Genomic DNA, 18,786 nt, shown 5'->3' on the forward strand with positions numbered 1-18,786 from the left:
GCTCAACCGAGACCGTTAAGCAATCGGGCAACTAGCTTGATGCGGCTCCTTCGCTCGAAATCGTTGCCAATCCACACGTCCCGTGGCAAACGACTGGCCGCCGAGGCCAAGGGTTGCCTCCACAATCGTTACGCGGAATTCGCCGGCCGTGTGAATTCGAAGCGAATCGTGCGGTTGTTGCGTTGCGCGCTCGATTCGCGGTGCGCTCGCAGCGGCCCGTCAAAAGCCTCGAACAGGGTGTTGCCGCAGACGTCTTCAAGGTCCGGCGCGACGCGAATGGCGGGCCGCGTCGCCGTCCAGGGCGAATCCGGCGTAAAGGTCCAGCGTCTTTCGCCCTTTTCGATCGCGACTCGCCCTGCTACCGGCCGTTCGTCGTCGCCCACGACCACAATCGCGTGCCGCAGCAACGCCCAATCCAGCGGCCTGGGAAACACGATTTCCAGAGGTTGACAACTCAGCGCCGCAGGAGGCAGAACCGTCCAATGCGCGAGCGCAACGGGCTCCCGGACCGCCTGAGCGACAACGAACGGCTTGTAGGAATTCTGCCGGAGCGGACGACCGGATGAGTCGACCATTGCCGAGCCGATGGCCAACGCGTAGCGTTGCCCCAACCTCAGCGGCGGACCCAGTTCCCGATTGGGACCGACCCAGCGTTTCAGCCTGCCCGGATCCAGCAGAACCGTCAGGCATCGCATGCTCCTGTCCCAAAGCTCCAGCGCAGGCCGATAGAGCACGTCGTGCGCAGGCCGTCCATTGGGGCCGATAAGACTAATCTGCGTTTCGGCACCGCCACGCCGCATCGGGCTGGAAAAGCAAACGTAGAAGCGAAGCAGGTTTTCCGGCAGGACATCGGCGGATGGAAAGACTTCCGACACCGAAGCCGGGTCGACCCCGATGGGGTTCGGTAGCGAGAATTCGAGCGTCAGCACGTCCGCATGCCCAATACGGCCGAGCGGCCGCAAATCGAAGCTTGCTCGATAGCGAACGCCCGGTTCGAACGGAAAACGCGGAACGAATCGCACCCCGGCCTCCAGAAGCTGACAGCAGCCAGCCACATCGGGAAGTTCGTCGCCGTCCCGCATGGCTGCATCGATAACGTTCACACGCAGCACGGGTTGCAGCGAGCGGGCCGTCCCCTGGTGTTCGACGAGAAGCGCAGCAAGATCTGCATCGAGGTTGCGCACGCAGACGCAAGCCACCCCGCTCCTCTCGGTCTCGTGCTCGACTCGCAGTGTTGGCTGGAGTGTCATCGGCATCCTTACTCGGTCGCGTTGCGCGATATTCTGCGGCCGGCTGATCTCGCAACCGGCTACGCGTGGTCGATCTCGTTGCGATGTTCGCGGTAGTGGAATGGATCGGGACCATTCGGCCAGTTCATTTCAGCCATTCCCAACCTGCGGTCGAAGAAGTACGGAACCATCAGCGTGCCGATGTCCAGCCGCCAGGACGTCTTCGGATGCCGCCAGATGACGACTGCCCATCGTGGATCGAGAATCGCGATATGTTCCGCCCGGATCGGCAGATCGCGCTGCGTACGCCCGAGGCCGCCCGGCCCGAAGTCGATGGGGCCACCGGTCGGCTCGGGTTTCGCGGTCGTCAACTCCGCAGCTCCGATACGCGACGCGCTGCGTACGTCGATGGTCACGAGCAAGTAGTCCTTATTGTCCGTCGGATCGGTATAAGTCAGCATATCCAGCGGATTCGACCCATAGCCCAGTTCGCCGATCGTGTCCCCACGCACATGCGCGCCATCCTTTAAATCTTCCAGGCGGAAGCGAACGAGCGGCGTGCAACCATACACGGCAAACAGGTACGGTTTTCCATCCATCTCCCGGATCAGTTGCCGCACGATCGGGGCGCGCGTTTCGAACTCCCCGTGCGTCGGGTGCCAGATTTCGACGGTGCTCGTCGACAGGCGGGAACGGAACGGGTATGGGATGCGATACAGCGTCGATGCAAAGCGTTGATTCGAGATTCCTGTGACGAAAACCTCGCCGTTGTAGTACTTGACGTCCGTAATCGCATAGACCTGCTGGGGCTCGAACTCCAGCATCGCGTTCTGGTCCGGCTCGTTTGGAATTACCGTTTTCGAGTGCGCAATACCGTCGAGTTCGAGCAACTCGAGCTTGCCGTGATTGACCTTCACAATCGCAGCCATGGCGCCTGGTCCGCTGCCGCGCTCGACCGACATGAAAATCTGTCGCGACGGCTGATGGATCGCCATATCGTTGATGACAATATTGCCGACCGTCGTCCCGAAGAGCGCAGCGAGCTTCTGATCCACGCCCAGGACCAGATCGCGGCCTTCGAAGTTATGAAAATTTCCCATTTCCACGTCGGCCTGAGAGGTCACGTCCGAATCCTTCAGTGCAAACGCATGAACGGCCGCACCTGTGATATCGCCGACGAAGAGGACATTGCCGGGCCCGAACTCGAGGGCTCCCGCAGACTGGAGTGGACCGCCCGGCCGCGGTGTGCCGCCCTCCTCTACATCAGCCCTGGTCTTTTCGCCCGCGGCCAGCGCCGGGCCCGCCAAGGCAAGCATGAGTGCCGAAGCCGAGCCAGCCCGCAGAAACTCGCGCCGCGCACGGGCCTCTTCCGCCATACCGGATGTTGTCGTGTGATCCATTGCGTTCCCTGGTTGTCGTTCGGTGCTAGATGGTGGCGAATCCGCCACCGGCAGCCGTCAATCCACCGCTGACCTCGAGCGCGTCGATTACGCCGTGCAGTTCCAGCGGATTGACGCCTTCGCCATGCGTGATCAGGCCGCCGGCGATCGCGATCTTGCGCGCCGATCCTCCGGGCTTGATGCTGAGCGCTGTCGCCGCAAGCCGGACAACGACGCCCTTGACCAATGAGTCGCCGGTACCGCCCCACGTCTCGATGCCCCGGCGGACCGTGATTTCGCCGACAGGTTGGCTGATCTGAATGCCCACTGCGCCATCGGCATGCGTGACGACGCGCTCGAATTGCGCCGACCGCACGGTGCCCGTGTAGACATTGAAACCGCGCGATCCCTGGCCGAACGTCTCGATCAACGCGTTGACTTCGAGCCGCTCGAGGGAGCCGAAATTCACGAAGCCAATGCCGCTCGGCCCGTGGGACGTGACCTTCCCGTCGACGATCCAGCGATCGACGGCTCCCCAGTTGTCGAGCACCATGTCATTCGGACCGTAGGTCGTCACCGGGCCGTGATTGCGCACGCTGGCCACGAATGCGCCCGACACGACGAATACGCCGCCGGTAATGCGATCCGGCGTGCCGGGCGCGATGCCGCCATCGCTATGGACGGCGCCTGTCTCCAGCCGATTCGCCACGACGCGCCCGCCCGCCTCTCCGGCGCCGCCAACGAAGATGCCGCTGCCGCGAACCGGCGCACCGGCACGGCCCGCCGAAAGCCCGGTGAGGTCCGCCGTGATGACTACGCCGCGGTCTTCGCGCTGATTCCAGAGCGTGAAGACGCCGGGAACGACTTCGACGCCGTATCCCTTCGGGCGCTCTTCATAGCCGCGGGCGTCCGCGGCCCCAATGTCGATATCGTGTGCTTCGACATGGCCGCCAGCCACACTGTCGCGGGCCAGCAGTTGCACGACGCCCGCAACATTCAGATGGCGCAGCACGAGCCGACCGAATCCGTCGACACGCGTGTCATTGAAAATGGCGCGCCGATCGGGGTCTGTGGCAAGCCGCAAGCCTTCTACCCGATTGTCGGCGGAAAGCTGGAGCCCGTCGCTGCCGGGCGCGAAGCGCAGGGCGGCATGTGCGTCGATGCCGGTCAGAGCCAAACCGGGTCGCAGGCGAAGGGCTGCCACCCCATCGATCTGCGCTGAAACGACGATATGCAGAACCTGGTCGTCGTCGACTGCCGTCTGCAATTCGGCGAGCGTGGAGACGGTGCGCGTTTCGGTGTTCACGATGAGTCGTTCCTCCGTGATCTGATGAACGGCGCGCATGCCGCTTAGACGAGCGACACGGCCTCTTTGGCGCTGACCAGCTTGCCAAGCTGTCCATACTCGTGCAGATCGCCGCCAACCTCGATCCGGATCGACTGGTCGATGCCGCCCACGCGCAAAGGAGAAAACCCGCTGACGGTAATGAGTCTTGCTACGACCTCGCCGGCTTGCGCATCGTCCGCTGCATAAAACAGCACGGCCCGCTCCGGCGACCGGTTCGCGCCGGCCTCCAGCGATTGCGCGCCCAGCGTGCCGAACGCCTTGACGAGACGCGCCCGAGCCGGGAGCAGCCCGGAAATCAGCACGCCAGAAGATTGCTCGTCAGGAATGGTCTTTCTGTATCCGCCCTTACCGTCCGGGGCGATCGGGTTTGACGGGTCCACGATGATCTTCCCCGCCAGCGCCTCACGATGCGTAACGAGAAATTGCCTGATCGCGTCGAACTGGATCGCCAGGACAATGACGTCCGCCTTGGCGACTGCATCCTCGACCGTCAACGCTTCGGCATGGCTGCCGAGGTCTCGGGCCACCTCCTCTGCCTCGTCCGGCGTCCTTGCCGCGACGATGATCGTCTCGCCACCCGTTACCAGATTCTTCGCCAGCCGGGAGCCTATGTTTCCAAGGCCGATGATTGCCGTGCTCATGACAGTTGCGCTCCTTTCTGTTTCCCGCTTGCGTGACCGCAATGTGATCTCAATGGTAGCCAACCGTTCGGTCGACCGCTAACGGACAGTGCGGAAATCGGATTTCCATTTCTGGAAAGCTCACGCGAGCGGCCGCGTTTGTATGCTTGAGCGTGTGCCCTGATGAGGAGGAGAAAGCCCATGCTCGCGCCAACCGAAGTGCTGTCTTCGATACTCGAGAAGCCAACCGATATCGAGCACGTCCGTTCGCTCGTCACACCTGACGTAATCTATGTTTCGCTCAACTACGACAATCCCGATCTGAAGCGGATCATGCCGTGGGCCGGTACGTCTCGTGGTCCCGAGAGCATCGTGAAGACCTTTATGGATGTCGGCCGCTACTGGCAGATTCAATCCTTCGAGCCGGAGGCGCTGTTCGGCACCGACGAATACGCCGCCATGTTCGGTCGTTTCACGTACCGGTCGACGGTACTCTCAAAGGTCGTGACGACGCCCTTCGCGGTGTTCGCCAAGGTCGAACATGGCCGCTGCACGTATCTCCAGTTCATGGAGGACACGTTCGCGACAGGCGCGTCGTTCCGAAGCGGCGGAAGCTGGACTTTTCAAGGCAATCCGAACGGCGAGCGAGTCGTGCTCTAGCCGACTGGTTCCTTTACCTCGCCAGGCGGACTGCCGCCTTGCTGCCGCCCGGTTGCGGCGGTAATCTGCGTCAGACGATGGAAGCTGCAGATCGCCAGCAAGTTGCAGGTCGAACGGAGCGTAACGGTAATGAAAGATCTCAATACGCTGCTCATTTTTGCGAAGGTCGTCGAGGCGAGCAGCTTCTCGGAGGGCGCGAGGCGGCTCAAGATGCCCATTTCCTCTGTGAGCCGCCGTATTGCCGAACTCGAAAATCAGCTGGGTGTTCGTTTGCTCGATCGATCCACGCATCACCTGAGGCTCACGGACTTCGGCACCGAAGTATTCGAGCTCGCAAGACAGGCCACCGAGGTCAGCGAAGCCGTCGACAATGTCATTTCGAACCGCCTGCCCGAGGTGTCCGGCGCCGTACGGCTCTGTGCGCCGCCAAACCTCTCCGACTCGCTGATCGTGCCTGTCGTCGAAGCCTTTCAGCAGTCTTACCCGAACGTGGAGGTCAAGGCGTTCATTACCGAACGCATCGTCGACCAGATAGCCGAAGACGTCGATATCGCGTTCAAGGTCGGAACCTTCACCGACGCGACGCTCGCAGCGCGCACGCTTCTGACTTACCGGCATCAGGTCGTTGCAAGTCCGAAGTACCTCGCCAGATGCCCGCCTCCGCAGTCGCCGCGGGACCTTCCCGCGCACCGGCTTTTCGCGTTCTCTTTCTGGAAGCCGGACTATAGCTGGAGCTTCGTTCATGTCAACGGCCGGGATACCGAAACGGTCTCCTTCCAGCCGACAATGGCCATGAACGACTACACCGGGCTCATTGTGGCGCTGCTCGAGGGCTGCGGCATCGGGGAACTGCCGCCCATCGTCCAGCCAGACCTCGTGCGCAGCGGGCAGCTCGTCGAGGTCTTGCCGGACTGGCATCTGCCTGTGTTCGACCTGACCATCGCCAACCTGCGCGACCGCTATCTGCCCCGGCAGGTACGCATCTTCAGGGACTTCGCCTCGAAGATGGTGCCCGGGCTCTTTGGCACCTTACCATCCTGAAAGGCGAAACAGGCGATATCATCGAACCCGTTTCAACCATTCGAAATCATTCAGGAGTTCGAATGGTCTGCATCTTACTGCGGAAAATCCGGAAACAACACGGGTGCCATTTCAATCGCGAATTCCTTGAAGAGCCTGCACGGTTTCGAAATGTGCCGGTTGCCCAGGTACACGAGCGAGAGGTCGTATGTCGGGAGGCGCCACTGCGGCATCACCTCCACCAGCTTGCCCTCGCGAACAAGATCGGGCCGGACCACAGGGGGCAGTTCACCAATGCCGGCACCCGCCAGCAGCATGGAAGCGAGGCCGGCAAAATCGTTCATCGCGAATAACGGCTGGAACGTGAGCGTCTGCTTTTCCCCTCCATTCTCGTGCACGAAACACCAGCTGCAATCCGCCTTCCAGTGCGAAAACGCAAGGAGGCGATGCTCGAGCAGATCCTGCGGCTTTCGGATCGCCCCGCAGCGCTTCAGGCACGCGGGCGTCGCAACGATGCGATGACGATAGGCCAGAAGGCGCCGCGCGACCAGCGACGAATCGCGCAATGCGCCAACCCGGAACACAAGGTCGACGCCGTCCGCGATATGTTCGACGTAGCGCTCGGTAACGAGAATCTGAAAACGCACATTCGGATAGCGCTTCTGAAATTCCAGGACAAGCGGCGTCAACAAGGTGTCCGAAACGCTTGGCGGCGCCGAAAGGCGCAAGAGCCCCGACACGTCCGAGAGATGGCTGGACGCGACGCTGTCGATGGCCTCACCCAGCTCGACGCCTCGCACGGCTTGCTCATACACCTCCTTGCCGAGGTCGGTGAGGGTGAGATTGCGCGTGGAGCGCTCAAGGAGCCGAACGCCCAGTGCCTGCTCGAACTCAGCGATGTGCCGGCTGACCGTAGAGACCGGCATGCCAAGCCGGCGTGCGGCCCCGGAAAGGCTGCCCGATTCGACCACCTTTGCGAATATCACCAGCGAGTTGAGGTTCGCCATCGCTTTTCCATCCTTGGAAAACCATTGTGCGCCAATCGTCGGCGACGCCGCAAGGATAGATGCCAACCCGGAGCACGAGCGCCCACGTGACATATCATGGCACGCTGATCTTTCCGGAAGTGGAAAACGATTTTCTGCATTACCGCCTACCGGAAAATCGCAGCTGCTCTATGGTTTCGAATAGACACTCGCGAGCCGCAAAGGAGGCGTCGATGACGACCATGAAAGCAGCAGTGATCCACGAGCCCGGTGGTCCTGAGGTGCTCAAGCTCGAACAACGGCCTATACCGACGCCGCAGCGCGGCGAAGTACTGATCCGCGTGAAGGCGTTCGGACTCAACCGATCCGAAATGTTTACCCGCCAGGGATTTTCTCAGAGCGTGAAGTTTCCACGCGTGCTGGGAATCGAGGCGGTCGGCATCGTGGAAGACGCACCGGGAATGGAGTTCGCCAAGGGCGAGACGGTTGCCACCGCGATGGGAGGCTTGGGGCGTGAGTTCGACGGCAGCTATGCGGAGTACACCTGCGTACCTGCCCGGCAGGTACAAAAACTGGTCACTGGCTTGCCCTGGGAAACGCTCGGCGCAATGCCGGAAATGCTTCAGACCGCGTGGGGCTCGCTGTTCAAGGCCCTCGCGCTGCAAGTGCGGGACCGGCTGCTGGTTCGGGGTGGAACGACATCGGTTGGACTTGCCGCTGCGGCGATCGCCAAAGCGCACGGTGCGTTTGTGATTTCGACGACCCGCAATCCGCAGAAAGGCGACGCGCTGCGTGCGAACGGCGCCGACCGTGTCGTCATAGACTCGGGCACAATCGCGCAGGAGATCGGCGAAGTGTCGCCCGGCGGCGTGGATAAAGTGCTGGAACTCATCGGAACCACGACGCTGAAGGACTCGTTGCGCTGCGCGAAACAAGGCGGTGTGGTGTGCATGACTGGCATTGTTGGCAACCAGTGGTCGTTCGACACCTTCAGTCCGATGGAAGTGATACCGAGCACGGTAAAACTCACCATTTACGACGGCGGAGTCAATGAATTCATGGCGACGCCGTATGACGAATTGCTGGCGCAGGTGAAGGCCGGGACACTTCGCGTCCCCGTTGGGAAGGTTTTTCGACTCGACGAAATCGTAGATGCACACCGGTGCATGGAAGAGAACAAGGCCGGCGGGAAGATCGTCGTGCTGCCATGAAGGCGGCCTTCACGCCCGCCGATGACTGACAGGCGTTCATCAATCAGTAATCCCACTGCACCGGCACGAAACGGAAGCCTTTACCGTTCCTTGCAACGTGACCGATGGACGGGAACGCCACATGTGCTGCGGCCAGCAAAGCGCCGGTTTCAGCAGCGTCGGTGAGCAGCGCGATACGCACGTCCGCAGCCACGTCAGGATCGTGCTCGAAGCCATTCTGCCAATCGGGATTGTCGAAGCCGACTTCGAAAATCGCGTCGCCTGCGAACGTCAGTTTCTCGCCGTTCGAGGCGACGTCTACGACGCAATGCCCCGGCGTGTGCCCACCCGTTACGCGCGCCGACACGCCCGTTGCGACTTCGACGGTCTGATCGAACTGCATGATGTTTTCGCTGTAGAGTTCCGTGAACTTCGCAGCCGCTTTGCGGAGCGCGGGAGGAACGGCTTCCGGCATCACCGTCTTGCTGAAGTCCGGACTTTTCCAGAATTCCACTTCGGCCGCAGATACGTGAATGCGCACGTCCTGGCGCAGTCTGGCCTTAACGCCATCGACGTTCAGTCCGCCGACGTGATCCATGTGCATATGCGTAATCACGATATCGGTGATCGTAGCCAGGTCGATGCCAGCCGATTCCAGTCGCATCACCGACCGACCTGCACGGGTGAAGTATTCGAAACCGTCGCCCACACCCGAATCGATCAGGATCAGGCGTTCGCCGCTGCGCACGAGCGCAATATTCAGCGCCCAGTCGAACATGTCGCGTTGCAGGAAGCGACCGTCGAACCATTCGTTGCGGTCCGCTTCGCTCACGTTGGTGGACATGGTCGAGGTCGGAAGCGGCAGAATGCCATCGCTGATCAGCACGACGTCGACGTCACCCACGCGCACGGCGTAGCGGGAAGGCACGAGTTCGACTGAACCTGCTTTGCCAAGGTTGGCGGTAACAGGCTGCACATTGCGGGTTGCTTTAGTCATTTTAAGTAATCCTATTAATAGATTTCGTGAGCCGCGCCGGGCGACGGCATGGTTTACTTCGCTGGCACGAGAACCGGTGCGCCCTTGTCCTTGAGCAGCACTACGATGAACGTCGCGGGCTTCGTCTGGCTCGCATTGCGCCCAACCGTATGAACGTCGTTCGGCCCCTCATAAAACGTCTGTCCCGGACCGAGCGCCACTTGTTTGCCGCCCCTGACCTGCATCACGATGTTGCCTTCCAGCACGTAGATGAAACCGTGCGCATTGTGCCGATGCACGGGGTCCGACGCGCCGGGCGGATATTCCAGGCGGATCATCAGCGCTTCCTTGCCCGGATAGTCGTCCAGCGCCTTGGTCATCAGCGGCGTGACTTGTGCTTGCGCCGGCTCGTGCGCTTGCCCAGCGCCCGCAGCGAGCAGCAGCGATGCGATCAGCAATCTCGAAATTTGCATGACGCTACCCCTTTGCGCCGCGGTCAGGCCAGGCCCGACTTGTCCACGCCGAAGGCTTTGTCGTAGATCCCCGGCGGGATGCGGAAGCCGATGTTGACCCGGTTCCACGCGTTGATCGACATCACCTGGAAGGTGAGATCGGACAGCTCCTTCTCCGAAAACTGGGTCCGCACGCGGTCGTAGATTTCATCGCTCACGCCAAGCGGTGAAATCTGGGTCAGCGCTTCGGTCCAGGCCAGCGCGGCACGCTCGCGCGGCGTGAACAGGTTGGACTCGCGCCACACGGCGACGTGATGAAGACGCAGCGGACGCTCGCCATGGATCGTGGCTTCCTTCACGTGCATGTCGACGCAGAACGAACAGCCGTTGAGCTGTGAGGCCCGGATATCGACTAGATGGCCGATGGATTCCTCGATAGCGGACTTCTTGAGCACGAGGCTGAATTCGACAAATTTTCTGAACAGTTCCGGGGATTGTTGCTGGTAATCGATGCGCTGGGTCATGGCATGTCCCTTATGGGGTTAAACAGAGGAAAATCGTTGCAGGAATCAGTCTTTCGCGACGGAGAGGCTGAGCCAGGTGTGAAAGCGCGTCGGGCCGACGCGATGGCCACTGCCGGCGACCAGGGTGCGGTCGTCGAGTTCGCTGCCGAAATAGCGTGCGTGGACATCGGCGATCACCGTGCGTGGATCCTTGTGTGCGGCGAGGAACTTGCGGGCCAGGTCGTCCAGCGGGAAGCGGTCCTGACCGGCGACTTCAATGGTGTCGTTCAATGGCATCCCCGCCGCAAGATCGGCGAGGACTGCGGAGACGTCGTCGGCAGCAACCGGCTGGATCAGCGCGGGCGAAAGGTGCACCTCGTCTCGCTGGCTGCCGGAGGCGATGATGCCGCCGACGAATTCGAAGAACTGGGTGGCGCGCAGCAGCGTGTACGGGACCGGCGACGCCTTGATCAGCGTCTCCTGCGCGGCCTTGGCGCGAAAATAGCCGCTTTGCTGCAGGCGTTCGGTGCCCACGACGCAGAGGGCGAGGTGGTGCTCGACGCCCGCAGCGTATTCGGCGGCCAACAGGTTGCGGCCCGCTGTCTGGAAGAAGGCCATCACGGCGTCGTCCTCGAAGGATGGCGCGTTGGCGACATCGACAACGACCTGCGCGCCTTCAAGCGCCCTCACCAACCCCTCGCCCGTCATCAAGTCCACCCCGGTCGAGGGGGATGCGGCCACCACTTCGTGCCCATCGCGGCCAAGCCGCCGCACCACGTTCGAGCCGATCAGTCCGCTGCCACCTATGACGACCACTTTCATGTTGCACTCCCGCTGGCCAAGTTTACGAAGGGCTTGCCGCGTTATCCGATGAGTGCAGTATGATTTCCGGACGCGGGCGCCGCTTTGCCTGCACCTTGTATTTCCGTCCAAAATTCCTTGATCTGCTTCATCGGCGCGCCGGGTACCCCATGCCCGGCGGCCTTCTCGCGCTGGAGCCCCGAATGCAATGGGTTTTCGCTGACTGCACGCTGGACCTGGAACGTCGCGACTTGTGCCGTGCTTCCCAACCGGTCGCCACGACGCCGAAGGTGTTCGATCTGCTGGTTTATCTGGCGAGTCATCGCAACCGTGTCGTGGGCCGTGACGAGTTAATCAATGCGGTGTGGGACGGACGCGTGATTTCCGAATCCACCATGGCGAGCCACGTCAATGCCGCGCGCACCGCGGTCGGCGATGACGGTCAGCAGCAGCGTGTGATCAAAACCGTGGCGCGCAAGGGATTCCGGTTCGTCGCCGATATCACCGAACGACCGCTGGCGCTTCAGTCCGGCGAGACAACCACGCCGTCCGAAGCATCGTCGCCGCACGCGGCGCAGCTCAACAAGCCTTCCATCGCCATCCTGCCGTTCGTCAATCTCAGCGGTGACCCGGAGCAGGATTACCTCGCCGACGGTGTGATCGAGGACGTCATCACGGCGTTGTCGCGATACCGCTGGTTATTCGTCGTGGCACGTAATTCCAGCTTCACGTACAAGCATCGAAACGTGGATGTGAAGCAGATCGGGCGCGAGCTTGGCGTGCGCTACGTGCTCGAAGGAAGTTGGCGCCGGGCACAGGGCCGCGTTCGCATCACCGGCCAGCTCGTCGATGCGAGCACCGGCGCGACTCATTGGGCTGGTCGCTTCGAGGGCGTGCTCGACAATATTTTCGAGTTCCAGGATCAGATCGCCGACAGCGTGGTCGGCGCAATTGCGCCGCAGCTCGAACAGGCGGAGATCGCTCGCGCCCGGTTCAAACCGACCGAAAGTCTGGATGCGTACGACTTCTACCTACGCGGCATGGCGCGGCTTCATCGAGGCACCCGCGAAGCGATTGACGAAGCGTTGCCGCTATTCCAGCGCGCGTTTGAGTGCGACCCGGAATACGCATCGGCATACGCAATGGCGGCCTGGTGTCATTGCTGGCGCAAGGTCAACGGCTGGATGCAGGATCGCCCGCGGGAAATGGCCGAAGGCGCGCGTCTGGCGCGCCGCGCGGTCGAGCTTGGCAGATATGACGCCGTGGCCCTGGCGCGCAGCGGGCACGCCCTCGGACATCTTGCCGGTGACCACCTGGCGGAAGGCATTGCGCTTCTGGATCGGGCGTTGGAACTGAATCACAATCTCGCCGCCGCGTGGTTCCTCGGCGCATTCGTTCGCTTGTGGCACGGCGAAACCGAACAGGCGATCAGGCAATTTTCCCATGCGATGCAGCTGAGCCCGTTGGATCCGGAACGCTACCGGATGCAGTTTGGGTTGTCTGCTGCGCATTTGTTCATGGGCAACTTCGTCGAGGCCGCTGCGTGGGCAGAGAAGGCGATGCGGGATTTGCCGAGTTTCGGCCTTGCCCACGCAACGCTCGCCGCGAGTCAGGCCTGGCTCGGGAATCAACGGGAGGCTCGACAAGCTGCGATTCGTCTACGTGAACTGGTTCCCGATTTGCGCCTCGGCAACTTGACCGAATGGATGCCGATCCAGCGCAACGAAAATCTTGCCGTTTTCACGGAAGGCTTGGCCAAGGCTGGATTTAATCCACAACCCTGCAAGGATTGATGCGATCCGGCGAGCACACCGATGTTACTTCATGACAGTTTCTCTCGCAGTTCAACGAGGCGCTCTCGCCGCCGTCCTGACGAGGAGTGCACGCGTGTCCAACTTCCCGCGTCGGCCGAATCGGTCGTCTACACATGCTTCCCGATTCATGGGCGGCGACCTCCTGCGGCCGCCGCCGTTAGCGCTTACGGTAAGGTGATCTTACGGGTGTATTCGGCCGTCACGTTGGCACTCGTGGCAACACCGAATAAGGGGTAAATAGTTTTCGGTCCGCTAGCGGCCAGACCCATGTAGTCGCCGAGGAAATGTCCACCCGCTACGGGTGCGTTCAGGATGTTGAACGAGGCGTCAGTCAGTTTCCGTTCGTTACCCCAGTTGGCGGGGTTCGTGCACGCAGTGGCTGTCGAGCAGAACACCGCGAAATAGTCGCTGCCCTCGAAGCCCACAGGCGTGTTCGTGTCATTACGAAAGTCGTAGTAGGTCACCACGATCGTATTGCCGTCGCCCGAAGGCACTATCGCCGGAATGTACGCCTGCTGACGGCAGGGGTTCGTACCGTTCGGCGGCGTCTTGTTGATCATCACGGGTGCTGACCAGGTCGCCCCGCCGTCATCCGACTCGCTGAAGACGACCCCGACAATCGGAATCGATCCGGTGGGTGTGGTGCAGGTCCCGGACGAAAAGCGATCGTCCTGCCAGGCAAGATAGATAGCCCCCGAGACCGGGTTCACAGCGACACTGTAGAGAATAGCGGCGTCGCGTATCGGCTGACCGCTGTCAGGTGTGACCACGCCGGTGACCACGCCGCCGATCGTATGAATATTGTTGGTGAACGTCGGCCCCGACCAGCTCGCGCCTTTGTCCGTCGACTTGATATAGCCGATGCTCAGTGGCGATGGCGTGACGTTGATCGCGGTGAAGAAGTCGAGCACGGTTCCATCAGGCAGCACGCGCACCATGTTGTCGATTGTCTGCGCGTTCGTGCCAGGCTGGTAGATCGGTGCGGCTGTGCTCCACGTCACGCCATTGTCGGTGGACCGTGAGAAGAAGCTAGGGCCGGTGAAACTGAATTTGGAGGAGGGGGCACCACCCGCGCACGGCGGCGTCCCACATGTCGAAGAGAGGCCCGCCAATTGGCGCGCGATCTCAACACCGTCATTTTGCGCGAGCAGTTGGGCGCCCTCCTTCGTCGGCGGGAACACGCTCAACTGATCCCAGACCGCATAGACGTATTTGTTCGCGGTCGGATCCGCAGTGAGTGAGTTCTTGTCATTGAGCACGTGCGGCGAGTTGGTGCGGATCAGCGTAACGGGAGGCTGCCACGTCGCGCCATGGTCAGTGGAGCGGCTGACCAGCATTCCGCTATTTCGGGCTCCGAATGGAGTCGTCGGCTGCGCAGGGTCCAGTACCAGAGAGAAGAAGAAGGCCGTTCCGTCTTGCGCGAAATCTACCCAGGGATCGGAAGCTCGCCGGAATTTGCCTGCGGTGCACGCAGTCACGCCGGACGGAATCGTATTGGACCAGGTTGTGCCCGCATCGCTCGAGGCGACGCCGACGAGCCCGCGTGAACCGCCGTCGTTCCAGCGATCCTGCTGGTGGCCGGCGAGGAGACGAGACGGGTCGGTCGGATCGACCGCAATCCATGGCTCAATCGAGGTCGCCGGATACAGGACGCTGCCGAATGCCGATTCCTGCGCATGCACCTGGTCGGCGGCACATCCGCTGAACGGGTCGCCCGCGGCTACCTGGACGAGCGATCCGAGTGTTTGCGCGTTCGCGCCTGGGCCGATCGAGCATGCGAGCGCAATGACCCCGCCGCCTGCCACGCCCTGGAAAGCAAACCGGGATAAGCACCTGATATTGATTTTCATTCTGAGCCTCGCGAAAAAGGGAAAACGCCTGTGCACTTTCCGGCTGTCCGTCACCGGAGCCATGACTGTCATATCGTGATCTTCCGGTACATGTGAAACCGACTTGCCCCACCGCAAAACCAACGCTTGCTACCGTCCGCGTAAACATGCAGCGAAGATGCCACTACCAAAACACACTAGGTCGCTGTAGGCGCATTTGTGTGAAAAAAACATTACGGATTCCGATTCATCACGCGGCGCCCTCACTAATATTGGCTTGGTACGAGGATTGCAGATCCACGGTCAAATCATGTATACGCTTGCAGAAGCATGGTGACGGAACTCCATGGGAGCCATAGACGACTGCGTGTTCGACGGCTCAGTTCTTTCAAACATCGTTGTTTTATTCGGAATGCTTATTTACCTGGAATGAGAATGATCGCGCTTCCACAAGCGTCACAAAGGAAGCGTTTCACGATATTCCCGGCGTGCTTCTGGACGAGATGGAGGACCTTATCCGGCACATGTCCCAAGCGCAGATCGATGCGAGTGACATCATCGACCAGGCCGGCAAGCCAAGCGCGCAACTCGACGGCATGGGTGGTGTCTATTGCGCTGACTGCGAGGTCGCACTCGCATTGCCTTGCGACGACTCAATGGAGTTGGTGAGCGTCCCTTATCTGCAGGAGAATCGTGCAAGCAATCAGGAGTATCGTGCTAACACGTATCCGACGCGCGTGCCATGCTAGGTAGCTAGCCACCACAGGAGGGCAATATGCTGAACACGCGCAAGCTTGGACGTGAAGGACTCGCCGTTTCGGAGATCGGGCTGGGGTGCATGGGGATGTCCTACGCCTACGGCACGCCCGACGACGCCGAGTCGATCGCCACGATTCATCGGGCGATCGAGCTCGGTTGCACATTCCTCGATACCGCTGAGATCTATGGTCCTTTCGCCAACGAGGAACTGCTCGGACGCGCGCTAAAAGGGCGTCGTCACGCAGTGACGATCGCGACGAAATTCGGCTTCAAGATCGACAACGGCGTACGCGGCCTCGACAGCCACCCCGAGCATATCAAGGAGGTGATCGACGCGTCGCTCGTCCGGTTGCAGACCGATCACATCGATCTGCTCTACCAGCATCGCGTGGATCCCGACGTGCCGATCGAGGACGTGGCGGGCGCGGTCAAGGACGCGATCGCCGCGGGCAAGGTTCGCTATTTCGGCTTGTCGGAAGCGAGCGTCGATACCATCCGGCGCGCCCATGCCGTGCAACCCGTCTCGGCCGTGCAAAGCGAGTATTCGCTGTTCGAGCGCGGCGTCGAAGACAAGGTGCTGCCGGCGCTGCGCGAACTGGGTATCGGCTTTGTTCCCTACAGTCCGCTTGGCCGGGGCTTCCTGACCGGCAACGCCAGGCGGGCGGAGGACCTTCCCGCCAACGACTGGCGGGCAGCCAACGATCCGCGCATACAGGGCAGCAACTTCGATACGAACGTCAAGCTCGCAGATTTCATCAAGGCCCTTGCCGACGAGAAGTCCGTGACACCGGGCCAGCTCGCGCTCGCCTGGCTGCTCAAGCAAGGTGACGATCTGGTGCCGATCCCCGGCACCAAACGGCGCCAATACCTCGAGGAAAACGTGAACGCAGCTTCAGTTCGGCTGACGCCGGCGGATCTGGATCACATTCGGAGTTTCCTTGCCGGACACCAGACCGCGGGCACACGTTACCTGCCGCCCATGCTGTCGCATCTCGACCGCTAGCGCACGCCAATCACCATCGAGTTCTGCCCGCCCAGCGGTTCGACCCTGATCTCCCGAAAGCCAGCCTCGGTCATCCATTCGCGGCACTGCCTGGCGGTATAGTCGAAACCGCCGGGCGTCTCGACCAGCATGTTCAGACTCATGAGCAAGCCGAACGCATTGCGCCTGCGCTCGTCGTCGATCATCGCGTCGTAGACGATCAGACATCCGCCGGCGGGCAACGCCTGATAACTCCTCGCGAGCAGTTCGCGCTTCTGTTCGAGATTCCAGTCGTGCAGAATGTGTCCCATCACCATAACGTCGGCTGAAGGCAAGGCGTCCACGAAGAAGTCGCCCGGATGAAAGCGAATTCGATCCTCTAGCGCGTTCGCCGCGATGTAGTCGTTGAATACCGGAGCGACGGCGGGCAGATCGAACCCGATTCCCGCAAGATGCTCGTGCGTACGCGCAATCTCCGCCACGAGGGCGCCCTGCGCGGTCCCGACGTCGACGACCGAGCGATAGTTCTGCCAGGGAAACTTTTGCGCAATCTCCTTTGCCAGATCCATGCTGACACCGCTCATTGCGCCCAGAAACTCACGGAGTCCGCGTTCGTCACGATAGATTGCATCGAACGGGTTACCGCCCTCCTTTGCTTCGTTCTGCGGGAGCCCCGTGCGCAATGCTTCGGTCAACGAGCCCCAGAACGGATATAAGCGGTTGTTAGCCATGAGCAAAAATCCGGCGATACAACCCGGCCTGGATCTGTCCAGAAATGCATCGGCCTCGGCGGTATTCCGGTACAGCCCGTCGTCTCGATCCAGGACCCCTAGCGCGACCAGAGCGTCGAGGAAGTCGTGTGCCGATCTCGGATGCAACTGCATTTGATCCATCAGTTGTGTTGCTGTGCGCGGACCCCTTCCCAGAACGGTGAACAGGTCGAGTTCGACCGCGGAGAGCAGCGTCTTCGAGGCCCAGAAACCCATGGCCAGCTGAAGCAGCTTTTGTGGGGAGGCGGCAGATGCGTTCGCGGTTTCAGACGTCAAGGTGCTCAATTGCGTTTCCATTGTCTTGTTTCCTTTCGCAGAGATAGCAAGTTTCTCGATGGCTTTGCTTTGCTACACGAATCGTCTTTGCGTCAACAGAACACCTTGCGGGCGAAGACTATTCCGCGCTTACCTCATCTTCAGGCGGCTGGAAGCGCACGGCGTCTGAAAGAGTGCTTTGCTTCGGCAAGACCTCGACATGCCGCCTTCGAGCCTTCCGGAGCCGAATCGAGTGTATATACGGGAAAGTGAGCCATGATTTTTCCTTGGGAGTCGGACGCATGCATCAAGGGGCGATGACACGACAAACAAAGAGTAGTGATGCGCCGCAGCCTCGCCAATTACATGGGGTGTAATACAAAATAGTCGTTCAGGCATCCGGCGAAGGCAACCACGCCTCCAGCGAAAACGGAGAATCGAACCGTGCCACACCTGGGCATTGCGATCATTGTGTTTGCATGCGTGTTTAGCTGCGCCCTGCTCGGCCTGTATCTGCATACCATGCTGCCAGCGCATCATCTCGGCGACGAATCGGTCAGCGTCATTAAGCTGACGATTGGATTGATAGCCACCATGGCCGCATTGGTGCTCGGGCTGCTGATCTCGTCGGCGAAAAACTCATTCGATGCCGCGAACGCCGCGGTCGTGCGCGACGCCACCGAAATCATTCTGCTCGATCGCACACTCGCCCAGTACGGTCCAGAGACGCAGGAGATCCGGGTCTTGCTGAAGCAGGGCGTCGCCACTGGCATCCAGAAGATCACCTCCGGCGATCCGGCTCAGCTGGCAAGCATGCGCAGCCCCGAGGAGCTTAAACGCGGGGAAAATATTCAACGCCGGTTGGCGCAACTGTCACCGAACAGTGAAACGCAACGCCGGCTACAGGCGCGCGCCATTCAGATCGCCGGCGACGTCCTGGCGATGCGCGAGCTTGCACTGCTGCAGGCGGCAGGCTCGACCCCGATGCCGCTGCTGCTCACGCTCGTGTTGTGGCTGTGCATCATCTTCGGCTCGTTTGGGCTGTTCACCTCACCCAACACGACGGTCGTCATCACGTTCTTTCTGGGCGCGATATCCACCTCTATCGCCATTTTTTTGATTCTGGAAATGAACACGCCGCTCGGCGGCATCGTCGCTGTCTCCCTCGCGCCCGTGCATGAGGCGCTCTCCATACTCGGACAGTAGTCGCCGC

At 61.1% G+C, this 18,786-nt stretch carries 18 protein-coding genes; 7 read left to right on the plus strand and 11 right to left on the minus strand.

Translation table 11 applies throughout. From position 1 onward, the window contains the following. Positions 1-128: 128 nt before the first annotated feature. Genes AB4Y43_RS00885 through AB4Y43_RS00900 form a run of 4 tightly spaced genes read right to left on the minus strand, consistent with a single transcriptional unit; the run spans position 129 to position 4,660 of the window. Positions 129-1,256 (minus strand): hypothetical protein, encoded by a 1,128-nt coding sequence (locus AB4Y43_RS00885; protein ID WP_368726742.1) that lies wholly within the window; start codon positions 1,254-1,256, stop codon positions 129-131. Between the two features lie 53 nt (positions 1,257-1,309). Beyond that, positions 1,310-2,629: a hypothetical protein gene (locus tag AB4Y43_RS00890; RefSeq protein ID WP_368726743.1), complete on the minus strand. Its 1,320-nt coding sequence runs from the start codon at positions 2,627-2,629 to the stop codon at positions 1,310-1,312. A gap of 25 nt (positions 2,630-2,654) precedes the next feature. Then, positions 2,655-3,914: a hypothetical protein gene (locus AB4Y43_RS00895; protein WP_368726744.1), complete on the minus strand. Its 1,260-nt coding sequence runs from the start codon at positions 3,912-3,914 to the stop codon at positions 2,655-2,657. A gap of 44 nt (positions 3,915-3,958) precedes the next feature. Then, positions 3,959-4,660: an NADPH-dependent F420 reductase gene (locus AB4Y43_RS00900; protein ID WP_368726745.1), complete on the minus strand. Its 702-nt coding sequence runs from the start codon at positions 4,658-4,660 to the stop codon at positions 3,959-3,961. A 117-nt stretch (positions 4,661-4,777) separates the two neighbouring features. Here AB4Y43_RS00900 and AB4Y43_RS00905 point away from each other — a divergent pair, with 117 nt between their 5' ends. Both AB4Y43_RS00905 and AB4Y43_RS00910 read left to right on the plus strand, forming a co-directional pair. Next, positions 4,778-5,236, plus strand: a complete 459-nt coding sequence (locus tag AB4Y43_RS00905) for a nuclear transport factor 2 family protein (RefSeq protein ID WP_368726746.1) — start codon at positions 4,778-4,780, stop codon at positions 5,234-5,236. A gap of 129 nt (positions 5,237-5,365) precedes the next feature. Further along, positions 5,366-6,277, plus strand: a complete 912-nt coding sequence (locus AB4Y43_RS00910; RefSeq protein WP_342947280.1) for a LysR family transcriptional regulator — start codon at positions 5,366-5,368, stop codon at positions 6,275-6,277. A gap of 74 nt (positions 6,278-6,351) precedes the next feature. On the opposite strand, the gene AB4Y43_RS00915 is transcribed toward AB4Y43_RS00910, so the two are convergent. Further along, positions 6,352-7,356: a LysR family transcriptional regulator gene (locus tag AB4Y43_RS00915; RefSeq protein ID WP_368624598.1), complete on the minus strand. Its 1,005-nt coding sequence runs from the start codon at positions 7,354-7,356 to the stop codon at positions 6,352-6,354. Positions 7,357-7,475: 119 nt separating this feature from the next. Between AB4Y43_RS00915 and AB4Y43_RS00920 the strand changes: the two genes are divergently transcribed. Beyond that, a complete protein-coding gene (locus AB4Y43_RS00920; RefSeq protein ID WP_368726747.1) occupies positions 7,476-8,453 on the plus strand; it encodes a zinc-binding alcohol dehydrogenase family protein in 978 nt (325 codons plus the stop codon). Positions 8,454-8,496: 43 nt separating this feature from the next. Here AB4Y43_RS00920 and AB4Y43_RS00925 read toward each other — a convergent pair whose 3' ends face one another. From AB4Y43_RS00925 to AB4Y43_RS00940, 4 genes are read right to left on the minus strand one after another with little or no spacing between them, the layout of a single operon-like run. Further along, positions 8,497-9,429, minus strand: a complete 933-nt coding sequence (locus AB4Y43_RS00925) for an MBL fold metallo-hydrolase (protein ID WP_368726748.1) — start codon at positions 9,427-9,429, stop codon at positions 8,497-8,499. A 53-nt stretch (positions 9,430-9,482) separates the two neighbouring features. Further along, the gene (locus AB4Y43_RS00930; protein ID WP_368726749.1) at positions 9,483-9,881 is read right to left on the minus strand and encodes a cupin domain-containing protein; all 399 of its coding nucleotides are present in this window, start codon (positions 9,879-9,881) and stop codon (positions 9,483-9,485) included. Between the two features lie 23 nt (positions 9,882-9,904). After that, on the minus strand, positions 9,905-10,384 hold the full coding sequence (locus AB4Y43_RS00935; RefSeq protein WP_069266424.1) for a carboxymuconolactone decarboxylase family protein: 480 nt from the start codon (positions 10,382-10,384) through the stop codon (positions 9,905-9,907). Between the two features lie 45 nt (positions 10,385-10,429). Next, complete coding sequence (locus tag AB4Y43_RS00940; protein ID WP_368726750.1) at positions 10,430-11,185, minus strand: SDR family oxidoreductase; 756 nt, start codon at positions 11,183-11,185, stop codon at positions 10,430-10,432. A gap of 182 nt (positions 11,186-11,367) precedes the next feature. Here AB4Y43_RS00940 and AB4Y43_RS00945 point away from each other — a divergent pair, with 182 nt between their 5' ends. Further along, positions 11,368-12,957 carry a winged helix-turn-helix domain-containing tetratricopeptide repeat protein gene (locus AB4Y43_RS00945; protein WP_368602182.1) on the plus strand — a complete coding sequence of 530 codons (1,590 nt, stop codon included), beginning with the start codon at positions 11,368-11,370 and terminating at the stop codon, positions 12,955-12,957. Between the two features lie 185 nt (positions 12,958-13,142). Here AB4Y43_RS00945 and AB4Y43_RS00950 read toward each other — a convergent pair whose 3' ends face one another. Next, complete coding sequence (locus tag AB4Y43_RS00950) at positions 13,143-14,828, minus strand: sialidase family protein (protein ID WP_368726751.1); 1,686 nt, start codon at positions 14,826-14,828, stop codon at positions 13,143-13,145. A 377-nt stretch (positions 14,829-15,205) separates the two neighbouring features. On the opposite strand from AB4Y43_RS00950, the gene AB4Y43_RS00955 reads away from it, so the two are divergent. Both AB4Y43_RS00955 and AB4Y43_RS00960 read left to right on the plus strand, forming a co-directional pair. Next, positions 15,206-15,556 (plus strand): hypothetical protein, encoded by a 351-nt coding sequence (locus AB4Y43_RS00955; RefSeq protein ID WP_368726752.1) that lies wholly within the window; start codon positions 15,206-15,208, stop codon positions 15,554-15,556. Positions 15,557-15,582: 26 nt separating this feature from the next. Further along, complete coding sequence (locus tag AB4Y43_RS00960) at positions 15,583-16,569, plus strand: aldo/keto reductase (protein ID WP_368726753.1); 987 nt, start codon at positions 15,583-15,585, stop codon at positions 16,567-16,569. Here AB4Y43_RS00960 and AB4Y43_RS00965 read toward each other — a convergent pair. Continuing rightward, positions 16,566-17,615 (minus strand): methyltransferase, encoded by a 1,050-nt coding sequence (locus AB4Y43_RS00965; protein WP_368602178.1) that lies wholly within the window; start codon positions 17,613-17,615, stop codon positions 16,566-16,568. The genes AB4Y43_RS00960 and AB4Y43_RS00965 overlap by 4 nt on opposite strands. 402 nt (positions 17,616-18,017) lie before the next feature. On the opposite strand from AB4Y43_RS00965, the gene AB4Y43_RS00970 reads away from it, so the two are divergent. Continuing rightward, the gene (locus AB4Y43_RS00970) at positions 18,018-18,779 is read left to right on the plus strand and encodes a hypothetical protein (RefSeq protein ID WP_368684517.1); all 762 of its coding nucleotides are present in this window, start codon (positions 18,018-18,020) and stop codon (positions 18,777-18,779) included. Positions 18,780-18,786 lie beyond the last annotated feature (7 nt).

Origin of the sequence: Paraburkholderia sp. BR10872 (assembly GCF_040965835.1) — a bacterium.
GTDB lineage: Bacteria > Pseudomonadota > Gammaproteobacteria > Burkholderiales > Burkholderiaceae > Paraburkholderia > Paraburkholderia nodosa_A.

What these genes read in the sequence shown, in the direction of transcription:
- AB4Y43_RS00885 (WP_368726742.1), bottom strand. Translation starts at nt 1,256, where the DNA reads ATGCCGATGACACTCCAGCCAACACTGCGAGTCGAGCACGAGACCGAG.
- AB4Y43_RS00890 (WP_368726743.1), bottom strand. Translation starts at nt 2,629, where the DNA reads ATGGATCACACGACAACATCCGGTATGGCGGAAGAGGCCCGTGCGCGG.
- AB4Y43_RS00905 (WP_368726746.1), top strand. Translation starts at nt 4,778, where the DNA reads ATGCTCGCGCCAACCGAAGTGCTGTCTTCGATACTCGAGAAGCCAACC.
- AB4Y43_RS00910 (WP_342947280.1), top strand. Translation starts at nt 5,366, where the DNA reads ATGAAAGATCTCAATACGCTGCTCATTTTTGCGAAGGTCGTCGAGGCG.
- AB4Y43_RS00915 (WP_368624598.1), bottom strand. Translation starts at nt 7,356, where the DNA reads ATGTCACGTGGGCGCTCGTGCTCCGGGTTGGCATCTATCCTTGCGGCG.
- AB4Y43_RS00920 (WP_368726747.1), top strand. Translation starts at nt 7,476, where the DNA reads ATGACGACCATGAAAGCAGCAGTGATCCACGAGCCCGGTGGTCCTGAG.
- AB4Y43_RS00925 (WP_368726748.1), bottom strand. Translation starts at nt 9,429, where the DNA reads ATGACTAAAGCAACCCGCAATGTGCAGCCTGTTACCGCCAACCTTGGC.
- AB4Y43_RS00930 (WP_368726749.1), bottom strand. Translation starts at nt 9,881, where the DNA reads ATGCAAATTTCGAGATTGCTGATCGCATCGCTGCTGCTCGCTGCGGGC.
- AB4Y43_RS00935 (WP_069266424.1), bottom strand. Translation starts at nt 10,384, where the DNA reads ATGACCCAGCGCATCGATTACCAGCAACAATCCCCGGAACTGTTCAGA.
- AB4Y43_RS00940 (WP_368726750.1), bottom strand. Translation starts at nt 11,185, where the DNA reads ATGAAAGTGGTCGTCATAGGTGGCAGCGGACTGATCGGCTCGAACGTG.
- AB4Y43_RS00945 (WP_368602182.1), top strand. Translation starts at nt 11,368, where the DNA reads ATGCAATGGGTTTTCGCTGACTGCACGCTGGACCTGGAACGTCGCGAC.
- AB4Y43_RS00950 (WP_368726751.1), bottom strand. Translation starts at nt 14,828, where the DNA reads ATGAAAATCAATATCAGGTGCTTATCCCGGTTTGCTTTCCAGGGCGTG.
- AB4Y43_RS00960 (WP_368726753.1), top strand. Translation starts at nt 15,583, where the DNA reads ATGCTGAACACGCGCAAGCTTGGACGTGAAGGACTCGCCGTTTCGGAG.
- AB4Y43_RS00965 (WP_368602178.1), bottom strand. Translation starts at nt 17,615, where the DNA reads ATGGAAACGCAATTGAGCACCTTGACGTCTGAAACCGCGAACGCATCT.